The sequence below is a fragment of the Janthinobacterium sp. SUN137 genome, assembly GCF_030587265.1.
GTDB lineage: Bacteria > Pseudomonadota > Gammaproteobacteria > Burkholderiales > Burkholderiaceae_D > Janthinobacterium > Janthinobacterium kumbetense.
Genome location: NZ_JAPWHZ010000001.1, coordinates 583,750 through 607,199 on the forward strand (window position 1 = coordinate 583,750; position 23,450 = coordinate 607,199).

Genomic DNA, 23,450 nt, shown 5'->3' on the forward strand with positions numbered 1-23,450 from the left:
ACATAACTAAAATACAGGTGGAGACAAGATGAAACAATCGATGGCAACGGGCACCCGCACGCCCAAGCAAAACACACGGCTGACCTTGAAGGCCACGGTGGCCGCCCTGGCCGGCGCCGGCCTGCTGAGCAGCGCGTCCGTCTGGGCGCAACAGGCGCCCGCCGTGGAAGCGGTAGCAACGGTGGAAACGGCAGCACCGGCGCCAGCCGACAATGCCGGCATCGCCGTCGTCGCCGTCACGGGCGTGCGCAGGGCGGCACAGAGCGCGCAAACGATCAAGAAGAATAACGACCAGGTGGTCGACTCCATCGTCGCCGATGAAATCGGCAAATTCCCCGACAAGAACGTGGCCGAAATCCTCGGCCGCGTGACGGGCGTGCAGATCCGCCGCGAAGGCGGTGAAGCGGGTTCCGTCATCATCCGCGGCCTGCCCGGCGTGGTGACCCTGCTCAACGGCCGTGAAATGTTCACCTCCGTGGGCCGCAGCCTGTACCTGGCCGACATCCCGACGGCCATGCTGCAGCGCGTGGACGTGTACAAATCGCAGGGCGCGGACATGGTCGAAGGCGGCACGGCCGGCGTGGTCGACGTGCGCACCAACCGCCCGTTCGATTTCAAGGGCTTCACGGCATCGGGCAACGTGCGCGCCGAGCACCGCGACAAGTCCGGCTCGACGGACCCGAACGTCAGCGGCATGGTCTCGAACCGCTGGAAGACCCCATACGGCGAATTCGGCGCCCTGCTCGGCCTGTCCTACCAGCGCAGCAAATACTATGACGAGACGATCTGGAACGCCGAACCCGTCAAGCGCCCCGACGCGGGCAACATCACGGGTCCCGATTCCGTCGGCATGATCCCCACCGTGGGCGACCGCAAGCGCTACGCGGCGAATGCCGCCTTCCAGTGGCGCCCGAACTCGCAGGTGGAAGTGTATGCGGAAGGCATGTCGACCCTGATCAAGCACGCGTTCGACAGCCAGTTCTTCGTCGGTTCGCTGCCCTGGGGCCAGAACCCGGACATCACCCTGATCCCCGGCACCAATCAGGCGGCCACGGTGGGCAAGATCGACGGCCCCTGGTCGCCGTTCACGCTCGGTTCGACCCAGGCGCGGCGCGACCGCTCGATCGGCTCGCAAGGCGCCATCGGCGCACGCTGGGACATCACGCCGCAGCTGCGCGCCACGACGGAACTGGCGCGCACGGTCAGCAACTTCGAACGCGAATTTCCCATCCTCGACTTCCTCGCCCATCCGACCAGCGTGATCGGCAGCACCAACGTCAACGGCGGCGCGCAAATCAGCTACCCCGGCTACAACATGCTGGACCCGAAGAACTACACGCTGCTCGGCTTCTACGATAACCACAGCCACGACGAAGGCAGCTCGACCGACTGGCGCGGCGACCTTACCTACGACATGGACAGCATGGGCTTCTTCCGTGAATTCTCGGGCGGCGTGCGCCTGGCCAAGCGCAAGGCCGAATCGATCCGCGAAAAGAACGTGCAAGGCGGGCTGACGTCGATCATGACTGCGGACTCCCTGCCCGGCCTGGCCTGCACCTCGCACAAGAACACGGGCAACTTCGGCCTGCAAAGCTGGCTCACGCCGTGCCGCGACTACATGCTCAACAACACGGACACCTTGCGCCAGCTGTTTACGGGCAGCAGCGAGCGCAGCCCGGACGATCCGATGACCCACTTCAAGGATGTGGAAAAAACCAATGCCGTCTACGGCAAGGCGCGCATCGGCTTTGATCTGGCGCAAGTGCCGGTCGATGGCACCGTGGGCGTGCGCGTGGTGCAGACCAAGCAGGACTTGCAAGGCAATTCCTCGCAAGACGGCATCGTCACGCCCGTGCGCGTGAAAACGTCCGATACGGACGTGCTGCCCAGCCTGACCCTGAAAGCCATGCTGCGCCAGGACCTGGTCGCCCGCCTGACGGCTGGCAAGGCGGTGCAGCGCCCGAACTTCGCCGACTTCAACCCCGGCGTGACCCTGGGCAAGAGCCTGGAAATGGTGCGTCCGACGGGCAGCGGCGGCAATCCCGACCTCAAACCCGTGGAAGGCAAGAACCTCGATGCGGCGCTGGAATGGTATTTCGCGCAGACGGGTTCCGTCACGGCCACCGTATTCCGCCACAATTTCAAGAATTACATCCTGTCCGGTTCGGCCAAGGAAACGTATGACGGCATCGAGTACGACATCACGCGTCCGCGCAACACCTCGAAGGGCCATCTGCAAGGCGTGGAAATGGCTTACCAGCAGTTCTACGACAAGCTGCCCGGCTGGATGAGCGGCCTGGGCCTGCAGGCGAACGCCACCTACATGACGGGCGAGCTGGAAGAATTGAATGGCAGCGCGCATCCGTTCACTGGCATGTCGAAATGGTCGGCCAATATCGTCGGCCTGTACGAACAGGGACCGTGGTCGGCGCGCCTGGCCTACAGCTGGCGCGACAAGTACGTCGACGACTACAACTACCGCGGCAAGGGCATCCACCTGACCGTGGCGCCCACCAAGACCCTGGACGCGTCGGTCTCGTACAAGCTCAACCCGAATACCACGGTGACGCTGGACGCGAACAACCTGCTCGACTCGACCTACCGCGACTATCACGACACGCCGGACTATGTGCGCGATGTGCGGCGCTATGACAAGGTTGTAGGTATCTCAGTCCGCTGGAGCTACTAGCCCGTCCCCCACCCTTTCTTCCTTCGAGGGTTTTCAGCGCCAGCCGGCAACGGTTGGCGTTTTTTTGCCTTGTGGAATCTATCCGACAGTGGAATTGATCTGGCGCAAAGTGGTGGCGCCGGGGCGCTTTTATGCTGGCAGCTTGACTAGCGAACCCGGCGGGGGACAGCATGCGCAATGCACGGCCCATCGACACACAGTTATTCCAACCCGACATCCCGGTACGGCTCGACATGCGCACGGCGGCGCTGGTCGAGCATGCGCTGGCCTTGCAGGAAATGGCCGGCACGGGCGCCGCCGCCCTGTTTCTGCACTGCCACGACGTGCCGCTGCCCACCGCCCTGCGCGTACTGACGACGGGACCGCGCCGCAAACCGGCCGGGCCGCACCTGTTTGCCCGCCTGCGTCCACGCACGGCCGCCCGGGTGCAAGGCGCGCCGCTACCGGCGCGCTGACGAATCCTGTACCATCGCCGCAACCTATCAACTGAGGCACGGCGATGCAGGCAGCGACACCCCACGATTCCTATGCGGCACTGATGGACCTGATCAAGGCGCGCCATGCGCAGCTGAGCCCGCAATTCCAGGCCGGCGCCCGCTACCTGGCCGACCATCCGGACGAGGTGGCCGTCTCGTCGATGCGCAGCATCGCCGCGCGCGCCCAGGTGCAGTCGGCCGCCCTCGTGCGCCTGGCGCAGCAGCTGGGCTTTGCCGGCTGGCCGGAACTCAAGGCCATCTTCGTCGAACGCCTGCGCGCGGGGCCAAGCGGCTACGCGGCCAAGGCGGGCGCGCTGGCCGGCAAAGAGGGGAAAGAGCGCGACCTGGTCACCGAAGTGTTCACGGTGCAGCAGCAAAACCTGGCCGCCACGGAAAGCGCCAACCACGCGGCCCTGGATGCTGCCGCCAATCTGCTGCAGGCGGCGCCCCGCGTGCACGTGGCCGGCTTTCGCGCCGCCCACCCGATCGCCTACACCCTGCACTACCTGTACCGGCTGCTGCGCCCCAGCGTACAGCTGCTGAGCGGCCAGGGCGGCACCCTGGAAATGGACTTGCGCGCCCTGCAGGCGGGCGAAGCCGTCGTCGTCGTCAGCTTCGCGCCGTATTCGAGCGAAGCGCTGCTGGTGGCGCAGGCGGCGCGCCAGGCCGGCTGCCGGGTCGTCGCCATCAGCGACAGCGCCATGTCGCCGCTGGCCCTGCAGGCCGACGCCAGCATCGTCATCGCCGTCGACAGCCCCTCGTTCTTCCCCTCCATCGTGGCCGGCGTCGCGGCCGTCGAAAGCCTGGTGGAACTGCTGGTGGCGCGCGCGGGGCCGGATGCCGTCACGGCCATCGGCGCGGCGGAACAGCAATTGCGGGCGCTGGGCGCCTACGCAAAAACATCAAATGATGCAGATTAAAAATAAATACATCAAACGTTGTAATGCAGCGCAACGCATCCTATAATCGGCAATCTCCCCTTTGCCGATAAGAAAGCGATGCCATGAGCCATGTCTTCCACCGCAGCTTGACCGCCAGCTATCCCATCGCCACGGGCGGCGACGGCCCTTACCTGATCGATGCGGATGGCAAGCGCTACCTGGACGCCTGCGGCGGCGCGGCCGTCTCCTGCCTCGGCCATTCGGATGCGGCCGTGATCGCCGCCGTGCAGCAGCAGGTTGCCAGCATGGCGTATGCGCACAGCTCCTTCTTTACCACCGAGCCGATGGAGCAGCTGGCCGATTTCCTCGTCGCCCGCGCTCCAGCCGGCATCGACAGCGTGTATTTCGTCTCGGGCGGTTCGGAAGCGGTGGAAAGCGCGCTGAAAATGGCGCGCCAGTATTTCGTCGAACGGGGCCAGCCGCAGCGCCGCCACGTCATTGCGCGCCGCCAGAGCTACCACGGCAACACCCTGGGCGCGCTGGCCACGGGTGGCAATGCCTGGCGCCGCCAGCAGTTCGAGCCGCTGCTGATCGACGTGACGCACGTGTCGCCCTGCTACGCCTGGCGCGACCAGGCAGCCCATGAAACGGACAGCGACTACGTCGCGCGCCTGGGCCAGGAGCTGGAAGACCATATCGCCGCGCTGGGCGCGGACAAGGTCATGGCCTTCATCGCCGAACCCGTCGTCGGCGCCACGGCCGGCGCCCTGCCCGCCGTCTCCGGCTACTTCCAGCGCATGCGTGCCATTTGCCAGCGCCACGGCATCCTCCTGATCCTCGACGAAGTCATGTGCGGCATGGGGCGCACGGGCAGCCTGTTCGCCTGCGAGCAGGAAGGCGTCACGGCCGACCTGATCTGCATCGCCAAGGGCCTGGGCGCCGGCTACCAGCCGATCGGCGCCGTGATGGTGTCGCAGGACATCCGCGACACCATCCGCACCGGCACGGGTTTCTTCCAGCATGGCCACACCTACATCGGCCACGCCACGGCCTGCGCCGCCGCGCTGGCCGTGCAGCGGCAGATCGAGGAACGCGATCTGCTGGCCAATGTGCGCGCCATGGGCGCCTTGCTGCAAGAGCGGCTGCACCAGCGCTTCGGCAGCCATGCGCACGTAGGCGACATCCGCGGCCGCGGCCTGTTCCTGGGTCTGGAACTGGTGCAGGACCGCAATACCAAGCAGCCGTTCGACCCCGCTCGCCGCCTGCACGCGCGCATCAAGGCGCACGCCATGCAGAACGGACTGATGTGCTACCCCATGGGCGGCACCATCGACGGCCTGCACGGCGACCACATCCTGCTGGCGCCGCCCTACATCATCGACGCCAGCCATGTCGACGAGATCGTCGACAAGCTGGGCACGGCCATCGACGCCTGCGTGGGCTAAGCGCGCCCGCTGTTGCCCACGGTAGACATCAGGCTGGCGCCGCAGCTGGTCTTGTGACCGTCGAACGCCACGGGCACGCCGTCGATCAGCACCTGCGGATCGCCCTCGGCGATCACGCAGCGCACGTGGCCCTTGATCGGGCAGACGCAAGGATCGCCCTTGCGCGCCACGGCCACGCCCAGCACGGTACTCTTCGGCGCCGCGCCCACCACCTTGCCGCCATGGCTGGTGGGGTCGTTCAAGCGGATCACGCCACGCATGCTCTTCTCCCCGGATGTATCAAGCGTCTCATTGCGAAAACCCCTGGTAATACTCGGGTGCATCATGGCGCAAGCCCCACCACGGCAAGTACGCATGGTTGCCGCCGCGCGCGCGGAACCACGGCTTGTCGGGTCGGATCGGCCGCGCGACGGCGGGCGGCGCCACCACCAGCGCCACGGGCGCCGACAGGTCGCTGGTGCCGGCCACCAGCACGGGCTTGCCAAAGTGATGCGCATAGGCGATGCCCAGCGCCACGTTTGTCAAGGCCGTGCCCGCGCCCGTTTCGCCCAGCACGGCAGTCAAATTGAAGCTTTGCTTGAGAAGGTCGAATTCCGGCAATTGCAGGGTAAGCGTCTGCGCCAGCGCGCCCAGCCGTGCTGAAGAATCCTGGTGTGTATTGCCCGCATCGTGGATGAGATAGCCAATCTCAGTATCCTGCCTGTTGGCCTTCGCCGCCGCCTCCTCGATGGCCGCCGTCCACGCCTGCACCAGCCGCGGCGGTTCGCCCTTTTTAGCTTCAAAATCCGCCGCCTGTTTCGTGCTTGGATAGCCAAGCCACGCCAGCGGCGCCCGCTCCGTCTTGTAGTCCGGACCGGCCAGCACCAGCAGCACTAGATTCTCGTTGATCTGTCGGTCCAGAGGCCGGCTGGGCGCATCCCAGTTCATGGCCCAGACGGTTTCCTTGGGATGGCTCTGCAGGTAGTCGAGCGCGGCGGCCAAGGAGGTAAAACCGGCGTTAGGGCCGCCCATGGTGACGCGAACTTCGGGCAGGATGGAGCGGGTCCACAGTGTAGGGAAGTTTGGGTTGCCGATGGTAAAGGTGCGGCGCACATAGTCTTGCACGAAAGCACCAGCATCTACCGGGTCGAGTTTTCCTTCAGGGATAGCGTATTCGATATGGATGCCGGCCAGCTCACGCCAGCGTGATCTGTCTTCAGCAGAATGGACATTGTAAAAATACTCGGGGTCGGAATAGTAAATATCGTGGAATAGATTCATGACTTCACGAATATATTTTCGATGATAACCACGAAACGTTTCCTGACCTTCATTTCCAGCAACGACAGGTGAAACAGCCTGTAAACTGGAATACTTAATAGGATTTTCCTTGACCATATCATCGCCTGGGTTCGGCTGTATCAGCCCCATAGTCCACAATAGTTGCCATTGCGTGGGGTAATCCCGACGCTGCAGGGGATTCAGCCATTGCAGCCCCACCACCTGCGCCATCAACGGGCCGCTGCGTGCCACCGTCGCCTCCTGCAAGGGTGGCGTCGCGCACGCGCCAAGCAAAAGCGACATGAGAACAGCGATCAGCGCCCTCATTGCGAAAACCCCTGGTAATACTCGGGCGCATCGTGGCGCAAGCCCCACCACGGCAAATAGGCATGGTTGCCGCTGCGCGCGCGGAACCATGGCTTGTCGGGCCGGATCGGCCGCGCGACGGCGGGCGGCGCCACCACCAGCGCCACGGGCGCCGACAGGTCGCTGGTGCCGGCCACCAGCACGGGCTTGCCAAAGTGATGCGCATAGGCGATGCCCAGCGCCACGTTTGTCAGGGCCGTGCCCGCGCCCGTTTCGCCCAGCACGGCAGTCAGATTGAAGCTTTGCTTGAGGAAATCGAATTCCGGCAATTGCAGGGTAAGCGTCTGCGCCAGCGCACCCAGCCGTGCTGAAGAGTCCTTGTGCGTATTGCCCGCATCGTGAATCAGATAGCCGATGTCGGTATCTTGCCTGTTGGCCTTCGCCGCCGCCTCCTCGATGGCTGCCGTCCACGCCTGCACCAGCCGCGGCGGTTCGCCCTTTTTAGCTTCAAAATCCGCCGCCTGTTTCGTGCTTGGATAGCCAAGCCACGCCAGCGGCGCCCGCTCCGTCTTGTAGTCCGGACCGGCCAGCACCAGCAGCACTAGATTCTCGTTGATCTGTCGGTCCAGAGGCCGGCTGGGCGCATCCCAGTTCATGGCCCAGACGGTTTCCTTGGGATGGCTCTGCAGGTAGTCGAGCGCGGCGGCCAAGGAGGTAAAACCGGCGTTAGGGCCGCCCATGGTGACGCGAACTTCGGGCAGGATGGAGCGGGTCCACAGTGTAGGGAAGTTTGGGTTGCCGATGGTAAAGGTGCGGCGCACATAGTCTTGCACGAAAGCACCAGCATCTACCGGGTCGAGTTTTCCTTCAGGGATAGCATATTCGATATGGATGCCGGCCAGCTCACGCCAGCGTGATCTGTCTTCAGCAGAATGGACGTTGTAAAAATACTCGGGGTCGGAATAATAAATATCATGGAACAAATTAAATACTTTCCGAATGTACTTACGATGATATCCATCAAACGTTTCCGCACCGTCACTTCCCCCTGCGACTGGTGAAATAGCCTGCAAGCTGGAATACTTTTTCGGATTTTCTTTGACCATATCGTCGCCTGGATTCGGCTGCACCAGTCCCATAGTCCACAGTAGTTGCCATTGCGTGGGGTAATCCCGAGGCTGCAGCGGATTCAACCATTGCACAGCGACGACCTGTGCCATATAGCGGCGTTTGTCAGTGTCAGGTACCTCGGTAACGGCATTTTCCGACGCAGGCGGCGATGAACGAAGACGTACACAGGCCGTCAGGGAAATCAACGCCAGAAAAACCATCAAAGCATAAATAAAAAAGGATTTCGTCATATTGAATTCTCCATTTTTAAGACACTGCAATGTCACCCATGGGCGCACTCTCCTGACGTTGGCTTGACGGCAGGTGGTGGATTTTCACGCTTATCGACTATCAAACTAGGCATACTGGCCGGTCCGCCTTCGCTACCTGCCCAAACGGTTATCTTTAATTCATCAATGGTGGCACTTGCGAAATATTGCTCAAAAGTCTTTGCAAAATCGGGCTCGTCCACCCACTCCAACAACCTCCAATCCGCCGCCACCCGCAACTTGCGCAACTGCTCAGCCTTGATGCGGCACACGCCCACCGCCACGTCATACGCAAGCGCCCGCTCCGCGTGCATGGCGTTGGTCAGGATGGAGGAATGGTCGGTGGCGTAGGCGCCCGCCTGGCTGGACATCATTTCGCCGATGAGCGTGCTGCGCCATTGCTGGTAGTCGGCGTCTGGCGTGGCGTTGGGCATTTCCTGCTGCACTTTTTTGCCCGCAGGACTTTTCCCTTCCCGTACAGCCTGGGCGCGTATCACCGCGCGCTGCTCGAACCGCAAACGCGCCTCGTCGTCGGCCGTGCCCTTCGCGCTGTCCACGCGTTTGGCCTCGTCTTTTCCCGCCTGCCCCTGCAGGCCGCCGGGCGGGATGGCATGATCGGCAAGGTAATCGTCGCCGGCAGTACGCTGTTTTCCGGCCTGACGCGATTCGCCGGGCGGATCGTAGCCTTCGTCGAATTCCTCGCTGGTCTGGCCAAAGCGCAAGGACTGCGGCTTGAAGGGCGGCAGCAGGTCGGGCGCGTTCAGTTCGATTTTCCAATCCTTGTGGGGAGAGGCATTGCAGGGGCTGCGAGCCAGGCCCGTCATCACGATGAACAGGGGCGCCAATCCCACCGTCAGGATGGTGGAAAAGGCGCCTTCGCTGGCCTCGACGCCCTGCTTGACGGAATACGACGCATATTTCTGTGCCGGAAACCAGAAATCGTTGCCGCCCGGCGCAGGCTTGCGCCAGTGATCGGTCCAGTAGTGATAGCTGCCTTGCTTGCCCACCTCGAAACCCTGGGCAAACACGCGCTGCACGCACACGCCTGCCGCGTCGGTGGCGGCCAGCTCGCCGCCGTCCTTGCTGTCCCTGGCCAGCGAGCCCGACAGGCCGCGCCAGCCGATGCCCTCGATGGCCACGGACGACACCACCACGTCGTGCGGATTGCAATAGATGGTCACCCGGCCATATGATGACTTCTTGCCGCCGCGCGCGGCGCCGGCAATCCCGTATCGTTCACGATCTTTGGCGGCGGAAAAACCGTGCTGCAGGTTGGCCATGCAGCGGTCGATTTCCTCGTCTGTCTGCAGTTCGCCCAGGGTGGCGCGCTGGCGGATGATGGCAAAGAAGTTTTTCAAGGTATCCAGGCGCGCCTGCACCGTCACCCTGCCCGTGCTGCCGTCCGCCGCGCGCAGATTGCCGGCTACCCAGTTCTCGGCGCTATTGCGTTTCGCCAAACTGTACGGAGAATTGCAGATGACATAGTTATCGGCCACGCAAGGAACGCCATCCACCTTGGGCAGGCGGGCGCCGAGAAAGGCGGCCGCCATCGCCACCATCGTGCCCTGGCTGTGGCACACGATGGTGACCGGCACGTCGGCCTGCTGCTGGCGGACGGCTTCGACCAGCCTGGCCAGGCGATAGGCGGCCAGCACGAAATACGGGCGCGGCGGGCAACTGTACACTTGCCGCTCCGAAAAGGGATTCATGTGCTGGATCTTGTTCCACAAAAACAAATCCTCGCTCAGCCCCTCCTTCCACAGGTCGGCCAGCGCGCTGCAGCCATTGGCAAACGGGCCGCCGCCCCAGTAATCCTGTTCGTTCAGGTAGATGCCCTTGCCGTATTTCTGCAGTTCTTCGCCGGAAGCCTTGTAGCCCCAGCGAAAGCGGAGCACGGGAGAAAACGTGCCGGCATCGCGGATCAGGGTATCGGCCGACATCTCCGGATGGAGAAAGCCTTCCGCCGTGATCTCGGCGCCATAATTGACCGCCTTCAGTTCGCCGCCTTCCACGCCACGGTGCTGCAGGTGATGACAGGAACGCTTGAGGCGCTCGTTGAGGCCGTTGCACAGGCCTTCTTCCGCGGCCGCGTACCACTCGCCGTCGGAATTGACGCCGTGCACGAAGATGATGATGCCGGGCAGCGGCAACTGTTGCAGCGTGTCCCGGTCGCTGCTCTGGAAATTGGCGTTGCAGGAAAACTGGCCGAGGATATCGATTTTGGGATCGTCGCACAGCGGCGGGCGGGGATCGAACTGCATGGCGTGTCTCCTATGTCGGGGTTCAGGAACGGCGGCGGAAGAAGAATCCCTTCAGCCGCTGCAGGTGGTCGGTCGCCACCTTCGGCCCGCGCCCATCGGCATCGCTGACGCCCGTCAACGGGCTGTCGCCTTCGCGCTCGATGTGCACTTCCACGCCTTCGACGGGCAAGCCGTCGGTGGGACGCAGCAAGCGCGGCACGCGGCCCAAGTCGCCTTCGCCGAAGGTGGGCAGTTCGCCTTTCATGCTGGCCGGACCGCTCCAGTGGTGGCCGTCGGTCTTCACCGTCAGCGCGCCCGGCCCGCCCAGCTCCACGGCGCCGCCGGACAGTTTCAGGTAGGCGCCACCCGCCGTCATGAAGGTGATCTCATCCTGCGCCACGCCGACCAAACGCGTGCCCGCCGTCAGGCGGATGTCCTTGGCGGCGTCCGCCTGCAGCAAGTCGTGCTGGCTTTGCAGCAAGAACTTGCCGAAGTGGGCCACCTGCACGATGCCATCCTGGTGCGCGAACAGGGAAATGCCCTTGCCCGCGTTGACGTTGCAGCGCTGGGCCGCGCTCAGCTGCAGATGCTGCTGCGCCACCAGGTCGATATTCGCGCCCGCATTGCCGGCGATGGTCCTGGGCGTGCTCAGCGCCACGCCCTCGGGCGCTGCGATGCTGACGGCGGGCTGGTCGGCGGCAATGGCGGCCCCCAGCGCCTTGCTGCCGGCCGCGTCCAGCGCCAGCGCCTGGTGCTGGGCGGCAAACTCGCCCAGGGACGTGAACAATGCCAGACATTCCTTCATCACGGCGGCATGCTCGCTGCTGTCGAGCTGCTTGCCGCTGGCGCCCAGCTGTTTCCAGGCAGAAATCAGCAGCGAGCGGGCCGTGCGCACGCTGCCGCTGGCGTCGCTGCGCAATTCAAAGCCGTCGCCGCGCTGCCGCCCTGCCCCGTCGCTGCGCGGCTCGGTCAGGTAGCCGAGGTTCAGTTGCGAGGCTGCCTGGTCGCTGGCCAGCTGTGCGCTGATCTGCGACGGCGTGTCGTCAAAGCACAGCTGATTGCCGCGCCCGCCCCGCACTTCGCGGCTGCGCATGCCGGACAGGTAGCGGTTGCCGGGCAAGGCGCCGCGCGCACTCAAGCCCGGCGGCGCGCCCACGGCGTTGTACAGCTGGCCGACGATGATGGGCCGGTCCGGGTCGCCGCCGAGAAAATCGATCAGCACTTCCGCGCCGATGCGCGGCAAGGTCAGCGTGCCGCATTGCCTGCCGTTGCCCGGTCCATTGCCCGTCCAGCTCGATGCCACGCGCACCCAGGCCGAATCGCGCTCCGTATCGGACGCGCCGCTGCCGTTGGCATGCGCGTGGTCCGGCGCGCGCGTGGAGCCAAAACGCACCTTGACGCGCCCCAGCGCATCGCAATGCACCTCTTCGCCGGCAGGCCCCACGACCAGCGCGCTTTGCAGGCGCACGACGGGAAAATCGCTGCGCGGGTCAAAGGCAGGGACGATGGCAATGCCGCGCCGCACGCAAGTAAAACGGTTGCGGTAACGCAAGACCGCCCGGCCATCGGCACCCGCCCCTTGCGGCCGGCCAGCGTCACACTGCCAGCCGCTCTGCGCAAACAGGCGTTCGACCCGGGCATCCAGGCCTGTCGGCAAGTTATTGCTGGCCGCCACGCTCAAGGCCGTGATGACGAAACTGCGCTCGGCCACCGGGTGGCTGTCGATGTCCGCATGCCCTTCCAGGCTGAACCACTGGCCCGCGCAAAAGTCGCGCACGCAGCCCTCTCCCTGGAAACACTTGCTGTCCAAATCGTGACGCGCCATCGCCAGCTGGCCCAGTTGCCGCAAGTCGTCATTGCCGGCGGCGGCCAGCGGCGGCTCCACGATATAGTCATCGAGACTGGCTGCGAGGCGATTGCCATTGCTGCCCTGATCCACGCCGCCCTGCGACTGCGTTGCCATGAACTGCGGGCTGTGCGGGTGACCATCGTCCCAGCTGTAGCGCTCGGACTTTCCCGGCTGCAAGCGGCGCACGGCGCTCCAGGCCGTCACGGCATCCCTTTCCTCGGTGGCGTCATCGCGGTGATAGCGCACCGTGCCGGCCGCGTTGTGCGCCAGGCGGCTGGCGTCGTCGAACAGCAACAGGGTATGCACGGGCGTAGTGGCGGCGTTCGAACTGGCCGGCGCTCCCGCCTGGAAGCACCAGGCGATGCCGCGTCGCCGGAGCAGGCGGCGGATAAAGGCGGCATCGGATTCATTGTGCTGCATCGTGAATTCGCGCGCGGGCAAGCTGCGCGCCGCCAGCGCCCCGTCGATGGCGAGATCCAGGCTGGCCGCGAGCAAGCTATTGCCCTGCCGCCACTCATCAAACAGAAGCTGCACGATCTGCAATTCATGCTTGTTGCGGAACACGCGCGTATTGATGCGTTTCTCCATCAAGGCCAGGCCGTCACGCAGCACCAGCTGATAGGTGGCCAGACCGCCATCGCTCTGCCCCGCGCACGCCTCGGCGACGATGCCGCACACCTTGCGCAGCTGTCCCTGGTCGTTCACGATCTGTAGCTCGGCCGGCACGGCGATGAACTGCTTCAGCGGCAGCTGTGCCTCCGTGGCCACGCACAGAATGCGGTATTCCAGACCGCCGCAGATGGCCTCGCTGCCGCTGATGCGCTGCGGCAGCAAGACATCGTCATTGACGCCCTGCGGGTAGGCGAGGCGCAGCCGCAAGGCGCGATTGCCTGCAGTCAAGACCTTGTCCACGGCCAGCCATTGCGCGAAGTCTTCCATGGTTTTCTTCCTTCCAACAGGCAGCGGGGTCCATCATTCACGGCGGTCTCAGGCGGAGCCATCGAATCGCAGGTCGTAATGCATGTCATCACGGTCACGGGCCGACAACTTGCCGGCCAGAAAGGCATCCTCCGCCAGGCAGGCGCCCCTGCCCAGGACGCAGCCACGCACGTCTTCGCGCCGCAAGACCAGGCGGATCTCGAAGCTCACGCCAGGCAAGCCGAACAGCGCCAGCATCTGGCGCAGGGCCAGCGCGCCTGGCCGGCCGGGCAAGAAATCCTCGTAGGCGCGGCGACTTAACGGCCCCAGCACCAGGCGCACGCGCAAGTCGGCGCGCCGGCAGCGTTCGCCCAGCATGGCCCCCTGCCCCAGCCGGGCATGGGCGGCGGCCAGCAAGGTGCGCTCCTGCGCTGCGCGCCGGAACCAGGCGCCGACAAAACGCTGCAAGCGCACGGGCACGCCGAAATACTCGGCCAGCACCGCCTGCATCGCGTCGGCCGACACGGGCCGGTGGCGCAGCAAGGCCGCGTAATGGGCCAGCACGTGCGCAGGCAAGCCATCTTCCTGCCTGGCCACCTCGGCAGGCCAGGCGCCCGCCAACGCCAGTTGCAGGGGAAGGAATTCGCCGCCGTCGGCGTCCTGCTGGCATTCGATGCGATAGCGGGCCCAGGCCTGGTAAAACAGGGTCAGCGCCCGGTGCGACAGCGCATCGAGCCAGTCGCGGGGAGCACCGTCGCCCGTCTGCCGCTCATGGCGGACCAGCGTTTCCGTGTAATGCAGCGGCAAGCTGCCATGCACGCCCAAAAAACCCAGCATGGCCGCCTGCACATGCACCTGCGTCTCGCCGTCCGCCTGCGGCTCCAGCCACAGTTGTTCGATTTCCCCTGGAGCAAACGACAGCGAGGCACTGCCATGCAGGCGCAGGCAATCGCGAAACACTTGCTCCTGTGAAATGCCTTGCTGCATCATCCAGGCACACAACAAACGCACGGCCTGAAAGAAACCGGTGCCGGACGGATCGGCCAGCAGGCGCGCGACTACACCAGCGTCTGGTTTCCATTGCGTGGCAGGCAGCACAGCAACTCCTTTCCATTCTTCTGCGACAAGACGATCAGGCGGGTAAACGAACCCAGGTGCACGTACAGCCCGAGAAAGCGTTCGATGACCTGGGCAAACGCATGCAAGCCGCTGCCGACAAAGGCTTCCTCGTCGACGGACAGCAGGACGTCGATGCCGAAGACCAGGCTGCCGCCCGCCTCGTCGTGCAGCCAGGTGCTGGCGGCGCGCTGGCGCAGTCCGGTCATGCCCGCGATCTGGCGCGCGGCACTGGCCGAACTGGGCAAGTTGTACAACTCGAGTATCTGCTTGAAGAGCGGCAAGCCCTGCTCGCTCAGCGACTGATGATTCAGGGACAATTGCGCGATCAGTCGCCAGTGCGACGCCGCACCCGCAGGGAAGCGGCAGGGCGCGCCGGGCTTGCGCAGCAGGCGCACCGGCAAGGCGCTGGCCGCGCCGTCATGGTGCAAGTCGCCCGCGGCATTGCCGAACACCAGGCGGCTGGGCAAGTCGCGGTTGCTGCAGGTGAGCATGATGGACACCGTTTGCGTCGCGTCGTGCAGCGGCTGCATGGCGCCGTCGACGAAGGAGATGCGCATGTCATAGCCGGGATGGCTCAACGCCATATCCTCGTTGCGCCGTTTCACCGAGAACCTGCACACTGTCGACGCTGTGGATGTCGTAGCAATGCGCCTGCCTGACCGAGGGCAGCAGCACATAATCGGCGCTCGCGTGCGTCAGGCGGATGGGATTGGCGGCCTGGCGGAACAGGTTGACGACAGGCGTGCACCCCGGCACCAGATGCCTTGCGGACAGGGGCCGCAAGATGCGCGCGATATCCGCGTCGGCCTGCACGTCGGCCAGCAGCAAGTGCACGGTGCAACGCCGGCAGGCCGGCGGCAACAATGGGCGCAGCGCGGCCAGGTCGAGGTCGACGAAATTGAATTTATCCGGAAAGGCAAACCATTCGCCCAGCAGAAGGTAAGCGGGATGCGAGGCGGCCCTGGCCAGTATCAATGCGTCCTCGGCGGCAAAGCCGACCGGATGCACGGGCACCGCGTCCAGCGCCTGCCACGCGCCATCGACTTCCACATAGGCGCGGCGGGCGCGCAGGAACAGGCTGTCGCGCAGGGTGGCGCAGAACGCAGGTTCGCCGTCGAGGAACAGGCGCAGCGTCGGCAGCGCCAGCCCGTCCAGCGTGGACGTGGCGCCCGCCGCTTCGAGCGTGATGCTGATCGCCGCCCCGAGATCCGGCGTCAGGCGCACCGCGGGCGGCGCCGCCACGATGGATTGGAAGCGCACGTCGGACAGGCGCAGCGGCGCCACGGCGACATCGTAGGTGGTGGTGAACTTGCAGGTGACGCCCTGATGCTCGGCAGCATGCATGACCGTGCCGCGCGGAATGGTGGCCAGCTCGGTCACCGTCGCCGAATCGTTATCGATGCGCGCAATGGCGCAGGCGGGAAACGGGCGCAAATAATGGGGGAAGTTCACTTCCAGCAAGGTTTCGCTGAAGGCGCCGAAGCCGTCGGCCAGGCGCTTGGCCGTGCGCGCGTTGAACATGGCAAACGCCTGCAGCATGCGCGCCAGGTGCGGGTCGCCCATGTCGCCGCCCAGGATGCCCAGTGCGCCGGCGATGGCCGGATAGCGTCGGGCAAACGCCTGATTGTGCGCATGCAAGGTGCCCAGTTCGCGCTCGTAGTATTGCAGCAACTCGTCCATGCCCTCCCCCATCGCCTGATCGGCACATGCCGGTATAGCCCCGTCTGCATTATTGATGAAGCGGGAGGGAGGAAAATTGAGTTTGAACAAGATTGCGTGCATGCGTCAGCAAGGAGTGCCTTCCTGGCGCAGGTAAAGCAGCTTTTGTTCACTCCTTGTCAATATTAATTGACTTATTCGAAACAATCGTTTTAAATCAGGAAGTTACTCAAAATCAATCATCTTGAGCATTCCAACATCGCATTGACCCTTTTCAATGCTGGATGTCCACGTTGATGCACTCTGAAGCCAAGGTATATGGAACTGCTCGACTCCCTGCGTCAGACCCCGCCGCAAGACGACACGATCAGCGGGCACTATGAAGTGCGCCGCTTGCTGGGCGAAGGCGGTTTCGGCCATGTGTTCGAAGCCTGGGATGCCAAGCTGTGCCGTAGCGTGGCGCTCAAGCGCCTGAAACCGCAAGCCGACGTGCTGCATCCGGAAAAACTCATCAATGAAGCACGCCTGGCCGCCTCGCTCAGGCATGCGGCCTTCGTGCGCATCTTCGCCATCGAGGGCCAGGGCACGAGCCAATCCATCGTCATGGAACTGGTCGAAGGCCAGACCTTGGGGCAGTTCATGCACAGCGGCAAGGCCGACTTGCAGGGGGCGCTCGACATCGCCTACCAGATCGCCGACGCCATGGACGAGGCGCACGCCATGGACCTCGTCCACGGCGACCTGAAACCGTCGAACCTGATGCTGGAGGCGGACAGCAAGGTGCGCATCCTCGACTTCGGCCTGGCGCGCCACATCGACCCGCAAGCGACTCAAACGACCACCCTGTGCGACTTGCAGGGCACCATCGCCTACATGGCGCCCGAACGCCTGATGGGCCGCCTGCCCGACACGCGCGGCGACGTGTATGCCTTGGGCGCCATGCTGTACGAAATGCTGGCCGGCCAGCGCCACTTCGCCCACCTGAACGGCCTGGCCCTGGCCGCCGCCCACATGCAGGCGACGGAACCGTGGCCCGACCTGCCCGATTCCGTCCCGCCCGCCATCAACGCCCTCGTGCGCGCGATGACGGCGCACGACCCGGCCGAACGGCCACGCACCATGCGCGACGTACGCGAGGCTATCGGGGCGCAGCGCGGGGAGCCGCTCACCCTGGCCACGCCCCTTGCCGACGAGATACCCGCGAAGGAAGAACCACCCGCCAGCGTCTCCATCCGCCTGCCCTTGCCTAGAAAACGCACATTAAAACTGGCCGCCGGGGCTATGCTGCTGGCACTTGCGGCATGGCAACTACCCAGGTCGCTGTCCACGGAACCTCGGGATGCCGCATATTCAGAAATCCAGGCCATGCAGAATGGCATGGAAAAACTCCGTCTATTCGATCACCAGGCCAGTCAACAACAGGCGATTGACTTGTTCAACAAAGTGCTGGAACACAATCCACGCAATGCAGCGGCGGCGGCCGGACTATCGTTGGCATATAGCCTACGTTATGTCGGTGATGGCCGGGATCCGACTTGGTTGCAACGCGCCGACGCGAGTGCACAGCAAGCCTTAGCTGTGGATGGCCAACTAGCCTTGGCGCATGTGGCCCAGGCATGGGTCTTGGAATTCCAAGGCAAACGCGTGACGGCATTACAGGCCGCGACGACGGCATTGAATCTGGATCCGCAAAACTTGCTGGGACTGTACGGCAAGATACGCAATCTAATTTATATGAAGCAGTTCGAACAAGCACTTCCACTGCTCGAAAACGCTACTAGTATTTATCCGCGGGAGAGATTATTCAGTTTGCAGCGAGGCATCATGCAGTTCCAGCAGGGTAACTACAAAAAAGCTGAACAGTCGTTCCGATACAGCATTCAACTGGATCCGCAGGCGGCAAACTCGTATGCCTACCTAAATGCGGCCCTGCTCCGCCAGGATCGCGGCGATGAGGCGCTGCGTGTATTGCAGCAGGGTTTGCAGATCCAACCGCACTGGGAGCTTTACACCAACTTGGGCACTTCGCTGTTTGCCCGTGGAGACTATATCGGTGCCGCCAATGCATTTGAAGATGCCGTTTCCAGCAGCAAAGGCAGCCCTGGAAATTATCTGCTCTGGGCTAACTTGGCAGATGCACAAAGGTGGATTCCAGCCCAAAAGGAAAAATCGCGGCGCTCCTACCAACGTGCAATTGATTTGCTGGCACCTCTATTAGAGGCAGCCCCGGATGAAATCACCTATAACTCGCGCATGGCGCTATACAGCGCGTATACCGGAGCACGTGAACAAGCACTGGCGATCATGCGAAAGGCGATCGCCTTGGCACCTGATACAGCCGATGTGCAGTTTCGTGCTGCCATGACACACGAACTCCTTGGAAACCGTGAACAAGCCTTAGCTGCGCTACGTCTTGCCGACAAGCGAGGCTATCCACTCAATCTGATTGAATCAGAACCGGAACTTTTAAACCTGCGACGAGATCCTCAGTACTTCAACTTCCTAACTGAAAGAGATAGTAAAAAATGACGCCTGTAAGCCCTTGGATGAAGTTATCCGTGCATTTTGATGCAGACCAGATCACCAATCAGCTCGACTACAGCTTCACCTCCTGTGACGGCACAGCAGACCCACGCCACGGCCCCTACATGGGCGGCGTGCACTTCCAGAAAGGCCAGCATGTGTACCTGGATGTCACTTGCTGCGGCTCCAGCGAGAGCGGCTTCACCTCATTCCAAATTGTCGACTGCTGCATTATCACCGTACCGCAACTGACGCAGATCGGCCCGAAAGTACCAACCATTTATTCGCCGCCATCGCCATTTTTGCAAGCTGTAGGCGCTACTTATCATTTGCCGCTGGACTTCGAGATCCAGCAGTTGTTGGGCGAACCCGATCAGACACCTCTGCACCGCATCCGCCAGGAGTGGAAACACAATTTGGACGTAGGCTATGCAGCAGGCCGTTGGGAATTGTCGTTCGTCATGACGGTACGCATCATGCGCGGCGAGGACGTCCAACCGGAACTACGCGTCTTCTCCTTCGATCCGGAAAGCTCGGTCGGCGGCTCTTCTGGCATGTAAGAACATTGGTGCGCAAATCCGTAGCGCACTTCCTCCTTCCATTGCCGCTGCATGCTTCCTGATACAGGCAATGGAAGGTACTCTACCGTCCCTGCACAATGCCCGCGCCACAGTCCCTTTGTTGATCATGAGCGGCTGTATCCATGGCAGATATTGCTCCAAGCCCTCACCCACTGCCCTATCGCTTGCGCCAACACTAGCACTCTAGATAGGAAGCAGCGTACCTCCGGTCGATGCGGCTTTTTCACACCCGCACGCAATACGCCGCCCCACCCGCCGAAAGCGGTAAAATGACGGCCTTAACCCAAGCTGCGCCCACTGGCGCGGCCTGGCACGCACACAGCACCACCCACAGCCCGGCAGGCACGCATTTTCCGGCCGCCGGACCAACGACAAAGAACACATGACCACCGTCCCAAAAGAAATCAACGCCGCCGCGGCAAAGAAGAATTCCGCTGAAAAGCTTACGCCAATGATGCAACAATATCTTGGTATTAAAGAAAACCACCCGACGATGCTGGTCTTCTACCGCATGGGCGATTTCTACGAGCTGTTTTTCGAAGATGCGGAAAAAGCCTCGCGCCTGCTGGGCATTACCCTGACGGCGCGCGGCGTGGCCAGCGGCAACCCGATTAAAATGTGCGGCGTGCCGTTTCATTCGCTCGACGGTTACCTGGCCAAGCTGGTCAAGATGGGCGAGTCGGTGGCCATTTGCGAACAGATCGGTGACCCGGCCACCAGCAAGGGCCCCGTCGAGCGCAAGGTCATGCGCGTTGTCACGCCCGGCACCCTGACGGATGCGGACTTGCTGCCCGAAAAGGCCGAGCGCCCGCTGCTGGCCATGTGCAGCATCACGCAGCGCAAGACGGTCACCACGGGCCTGGCCTGGCTGTCGCTGGCCAGCGGCGCGCTGAAACTGATGGAGTTTTCCGGCGACAGCGCCACCGTGGCCGTACGCCTGCAGCAGGAATTGGAACGCATCGTGCCGGCCGAAATCTTGAGCGGCGACAACGGCAACCTGTTCGACGATTACGCGGGCACGCACATCAACCGCGTGCCGGACTGGCATTTCGACGTGGTCGGCGGCCACAAGGCCCTGCTCGACCAATTGGGCGTGGCGACCCTGACGGGATTTGGCGCCGACGGCCTCGGCGCCGCGTTCGGCGCGGCCGGCGCGCTGCTGCGCTATGCGCAATCGACGCAGGGTCGCGGCTTGCAGCATGTGCGCTCGTTGATCACGGAAACGGAAAGCGAATTCATCGGCCTGGATGCGGCCACGCGGCGCAACCTGGAATTGACGGAAACCATCCGCGGGCAGGAATCGCCGACGCTGTTTTCCCTGCTGGATCATTGCCGCACGGCCATGGGTTCGCGCATGCTGCGCCACTGGCTGCACCATGCGCGGCGCGACCAGAACGTGGCCCGCGCGCGCCATGAAGCGATCGCCGCGCTGGCGCAAAGCGAAGCGGCGGGGCCATTGGCCGCCACCCTGGCGCAAGTGCCCGACATCGAACGCATCACCACGCGCATCGCACTGCTGTCGGCCCGTCCGCGCGACCTGGCCGCCCTGCGCGACGGCTTGCTGCAACTGCCGGCCCTGCGCGGCGACGTGGTCCGTTGTTATGGTCCCGGCCAGGGCGGCGAAAGCGGCTTGCTGGCCGCCATCCACGCGGCGCTGGCCACACCGACGGCCTGCCTGGATTTGCTGGTGCGCGCCGTGGCGCAGGAACCGGCCGCCATGGTGCGCGACGGCGGCGTCTTCGCCACCGGTTTCGACGCGGAACTCGATGAATTGCGCGCGCTGTCGGAAAACGCGGGCCAGTTCCTGCTCGACCTGGAAACGCGCGAACGCGCGCGCACGGGCATCGCCAACCTGCGCGTCGAATACAACAAGGTGCATGGCTTCTACATCGAAGTCACGCACGGCCAGACGGACAAGGTGCCGGACGATTACCGTCGCCGCCAGACCCTGAAAAACGCCGAGCGCTACATCACGCCCGAACTCAAAGTGTTCGAAGACAAGGCCCTGTCGGCGCAAGACAAGGCGCTGGTGCGCGAAAAGATGCTGTATGACCTGCTGCTGGCCGAGCTGGCGCCGCACATCGGCACCCTGCAGACGATTGCGCAGGGTCTGGCCCAGCTCGACACCCTGAATGCGCTGACGGAACATGCGCAACAGCACAACTGGGCCGCGCCGCAACTGGTCGACGAGCCGTGCATCAACATCGTCGAAGGCCGCCACCCCGTGGTGGAAAAGCAGATCGAACGCTTCATCGCCAACGATTGCCGCTTCGTCAACGAGCGCCGGCTGCTCTTGATCACCGGCCCGAACATGGGCGGTAAATCGACCTTCATGCGCCAGGTGGCCTTGATCACCCTGCTGGCCTACGTGGGCAGCTACGTGCCGGCCGCGTCCGCCACCATCGGCCCCATCGACCGCATCTTCACGCGCATCGGCGCCACCGACGACCTGGCGGGCGGACGCTCGACCTTCATGGTGGAAATGACGGAATCGGCCGCCATCCTGAACGGCGCCACCGAGCATTCCTTGGTACTGATGGATGAAGTGGGCCGCGGCACCTCCACCTTCGACGGCCTGGCCCTGGCGTGGGCCATCGCGCGCCATTTGATCGACACCAGCCGTAGTTTCACCCTGTTTGCCACACATTACTTTGAGCTGACGCAATTGCCGGACAGTCACCCGAGCGCCGCCAACGTGCATTTGTCCGCCGTCGAGCACAAGGACAGCATCGTCTTCCTGCACGCCGTGCAAGCCGGTCCCGCCTCGCAAAGCTATGGCTTGCAGGTGGCGCAACTGGCCGGCGTGCCGCAGCCCGTGATCAAGGCAGCGCGCAAGCACCTGGCGCGCCTGGAAGCGCAGGCGCTCGACGCCACGCCGCAACGCGACCTGTTCGCGCTGCCCTCCGCCGATCCGTATGCGCAAGAGGAAGAAGAGGAAGCCGCGGCGCCGCTGGCCGCGCTGAACGCGGCGCAGCAAGCCTTGCTCGACGCCATCGCCGACCTCGATCCCGATGCGCTCACGCCGCGCGACGCGCTGGAACAGCTGTATCAATTGAAACGGCTGGCCGCCGCATGACCTGCCGGCGCAGCTCGATACGCCTGCTGGCCGCCGGCTTGCTCGCTGCCAGCCTGCCATGGCAAGCGGCGGTGGCGGCCCCCGCCGACCAGGCCGGCTTCGAGTTTGCCGTACTGGGCCATTCCTTCAACGCGGGGCCGGACGATGGCCCCCTGAAAAAAGCCATCGCCGACACCAGCGCCTTCAATGCGTCGTTCGTCGTGGCCACCGGCATCAAGGCCGCCAGCGAATCGTGCAGCGACAAGCTGTATGGCCAGCGCAAGGACTTGCTCGACGCCAGCGGCCCGCCGCTGATCGTCTCGCTGTCGGCCAGCGACTGGGCCAACTGCCGCAATTCGCGCGGCAGGGTCAACGCCATCGAACGCCTGAACCGCTTGCGCGACGTGTATTTCGCAGATGACCAGAGCCTGGGCCAGCACAAGCTGACCCTGTCGCGGCTGTCATCGACGGCGAAGTTCCGCAGCTATGCGGAAAATGCCCACTGGGAATACGGCGGCGTATTGTTTGCCACCGTGAATCTGCCGGCGAATAACAACCATTTCCTGCCGGAAGCGGGACGCAACAGCGAGTTCGAAGACCGCCTGGTCGCCAACCGTTCCTGGCTACAACGCCTGTTCGCCATGGCGCAGCGCAAGCAGCTCGACGGCATCGTGCTGTTTTCCGATGGCGACGTGGGCGTGCTCGATGAAGACGACAATTCGCTGCTGCCCAGCTTCAGCTCGAAACAGGATGGCTTTGCCGGACCGCGCAAGCAGATCCGCACTTTGGCCAAGAAGTTCAGCGGCAAGGTGTTATTGGTCGATACGCAGCGCGATGGCGACGCGGATGGCAAGGAGGGAAAAAGTAAAAAGGCCGCAGCCAGGGCAGGCGGGCCGAAAATCAGCTGGAAAGGCAACCTGGGCCACGTCAGCATCGACAACGACTGGTCCGCCATCGCCGTCAGGCCCGGCAAGACGCCCTTCTTTGAGGTCCGTCAACGCGCTACCCGCCCATCGGCGCAGGCGCGAACCAAGGCGTCGACTGTGCGCCGTTAATAACAGCGCACAAAC

Annotated in this window: 14 protein-coding genes and 1 pseudogene; 8 read left to right on the forward strand and 7 right to left on the reverse strand. The window is 63.7% G+C overall.

Going from position 1 to position 23,450, the window contains the following annotated elements; all coding sequences use genetic code 11:
* The first annotated feature begins 28 nt into the window (after window positions 1–28).
* The 4 genes from O3298_RS02700 to O3298_RS02715 all read left to right on the forward strand — a co-directional run bounded on the left by O3298_RS02700 (window position 29) and on the right by O3298_RS02715 (window position 5,491).
* Window positions 29–2,689, forward strand: coding sequence for a TonB-dependent receptor (locus tag O3298_RS02700; RefSeq protein ID WP_305058461.1), 2,661 nt, complete (start codon window positions 29–31; stop codon window positions 2,687–2,689).
* Between the two features lie 170 nt (window positions 2,690–2,859).
* Complete coding sequence (locus O3298_RS02705) at window positions 2,860–3,144, forward strand: hypothetical protein (protein WP_077407612.1); 285 nt, start codon at window positions 2,860–2,862, stop codon at window positions 3,142–3,144.
* Between the two features lie 44 nt (window positions 3,145–3,188).
* Window positions 3,189–4,085: a MurR/RpiR family transcriptional regulator gene (locus O3298_RS02710; protein WP_305058462.1), complete on the forward strand. Its 897-nt coding sequence runs from the start codon at window positions 3,189–3,191 to the stop codon at window positions 4,083–4,085.
* An 83-nt stretch (window positions 4,086–4,168) separates the two neighbouring features.
* A complete protein-coding gene (locus tag O3298_RS02715; RefSeq protein ID WP_305058463.1) occupies window positions 4,169–5,491 on the forward strand; it encodes an aspartate aminotransferase family protein in 1,323 nt (440 codons plus the stop codon).
* Here O3298_RS02715 and O3298_RS02720 read toward each other — a convergent pair.
* The 7 genes and pseudogenes from O3298_RS02720 to tssF form a co-directional block, all read right to left on the reverse strand.
* Entirely contained in the window at window positions 5,488–5,751 is a 264-nt protein-coding gene (locus O3298_RS02720; RefSeq protein ID WP_289904035.1) for a PAAR domain-containing protein, read from the reverse strand. The two genes, O3298_RS02715 and O3298_RS02720, sit on opposite strands and share 4 nt — an antisense overlap.
* Before the next feature lie 28 nt (window positions 5,752–5,779).
* Window positions 5,780–7,078, reverse strand: a complete 1,299-nt coding sequence (locus O3298_RS02725; RefSeq protein ID WP_305058464.1) for a hypothetical protein — start codon at window positions 7,076–7,078, stop codon at window positions 5,780–5,782.
* Window positions 7,075–8,418 carry a hypothetical protein gene (locus tag O3298_RS02730; protein ID WP_305058465.1) on the reverse strand — a complete coding sequence of 448 codons (1,344 nt, stop codon included), beginning with the start codon at window positions 8,416–8,418 and terminating at the stop codon, window positions 7,075–7,077. The genes O3298_RS02725 and O3298_RS02730 overlap by 4 nt, the downstream gene beginning before the upstream one ends.
* Before the next feature lie 32 nt (window positions 8,419–8,450).
* The gene (locus O3298_RS02735) at window positions 8,451–10,697 is read right to left on the reverse strand and encodes a hypothetical protein (protein ID WP_305058466.1); all 2,247 of its coding nucleotides are present in this window, start codon (window positions 10,695–10,697) and stop codon (window positions 8,451–8,453) included.
* A gap of 22 nt (window positions 10,698–10,719) precedes the next feature.
* A complete protein-coding gene (locus O3298_RS02740; protein WP_305058467.1) occupies window positions 10,720–13,464 on the reverse strand; it encodes a type VI secretion system Vgr family protein in 2,745 nt (914 codons plus the stop codon).
* A gap of 48 nt (window positions 13,465–13,512) precedes the next feature.
* Window positions 13,513–14,541 carry a type VI secretion system baseplate subunit TssG gene (gene tssG / locus O3298_RS02745; RefSeq protein WP_251350391.1) on the reverse strand — a complete coding sequence of 343 codons (1,029 nt, stop codon included), beginning with the start codon at window positions 14,539–14,541 and terminating at the stop codon, window positions 13,513–13,515.
* Window positions 14,502–16,344: pseudogene (gene tssF / locus O3298_RS02750) on the reverse strand (type VI secretion system baseplate subunit TssF). The gene tssG and the pseudogene tssF overlap by 40 nt, the downstream one beginning before the upstream one ends.
* A gap of 195 nt (window positions 16,345–16,539) precedes the next feature.
* Between tssF and O3298_RS02755 the strand changes: the two are divergent.
* From O3298_RS02755 to O3298_RS02770, 4 genes are all read left to right on the forward strand, one after another.
* Window positions 16,540–18,750 (forward strand): serine/threonine-protein kinase, encoded by a 2,211-nt coding sequence (locus tag O3298_RS02755; RefSeq protein ID WP_305058468.1) that lies wholly within the window; start codon window positions 16,540–16,542, stop codon window positions 18,748–18,750.
* Window positions 18,747–19,304: a hypothetical protein gene (locus O3298_RS02760; protein WP_289916723.1), complete on the forward strand. Its 558-nt coding sequence runs from the start codon at window positions 18,747–18,749 to the stop codon at window positions 19,302–19,304. The genes O3298_RS02755 and O3298_RS02760 overlap by 4 nt, the downstream gene beginning before the upstream one ends.
* A gap of 403 nt (window positions 19,305–19,707) precedes the next feature.
* Entirely contained in the window at window positions 19,708–22,401 is a 2,694-nt protein-coding gene (gene mutS, locus O3298_RS02765; RefSeq protein WP_305058469.1) for a DNA mismatch repair protein MutS, read from the forward strand.
* A complete protein-coding gene (locus O3298_RS02770; protein ID WP_305058470.1) occupies window positions 22,398–23,435 on the forward strand; it encodes a hypothetical protein in 1,038 nt (345 codons plus the stop codon). The genes mutS and O3298_RS02770 overlap by 4 nt, the downstream gene beginning before the upstream one ends.
* Window positions 23,436–23,450: the final 15 nt, after the last annotated feature.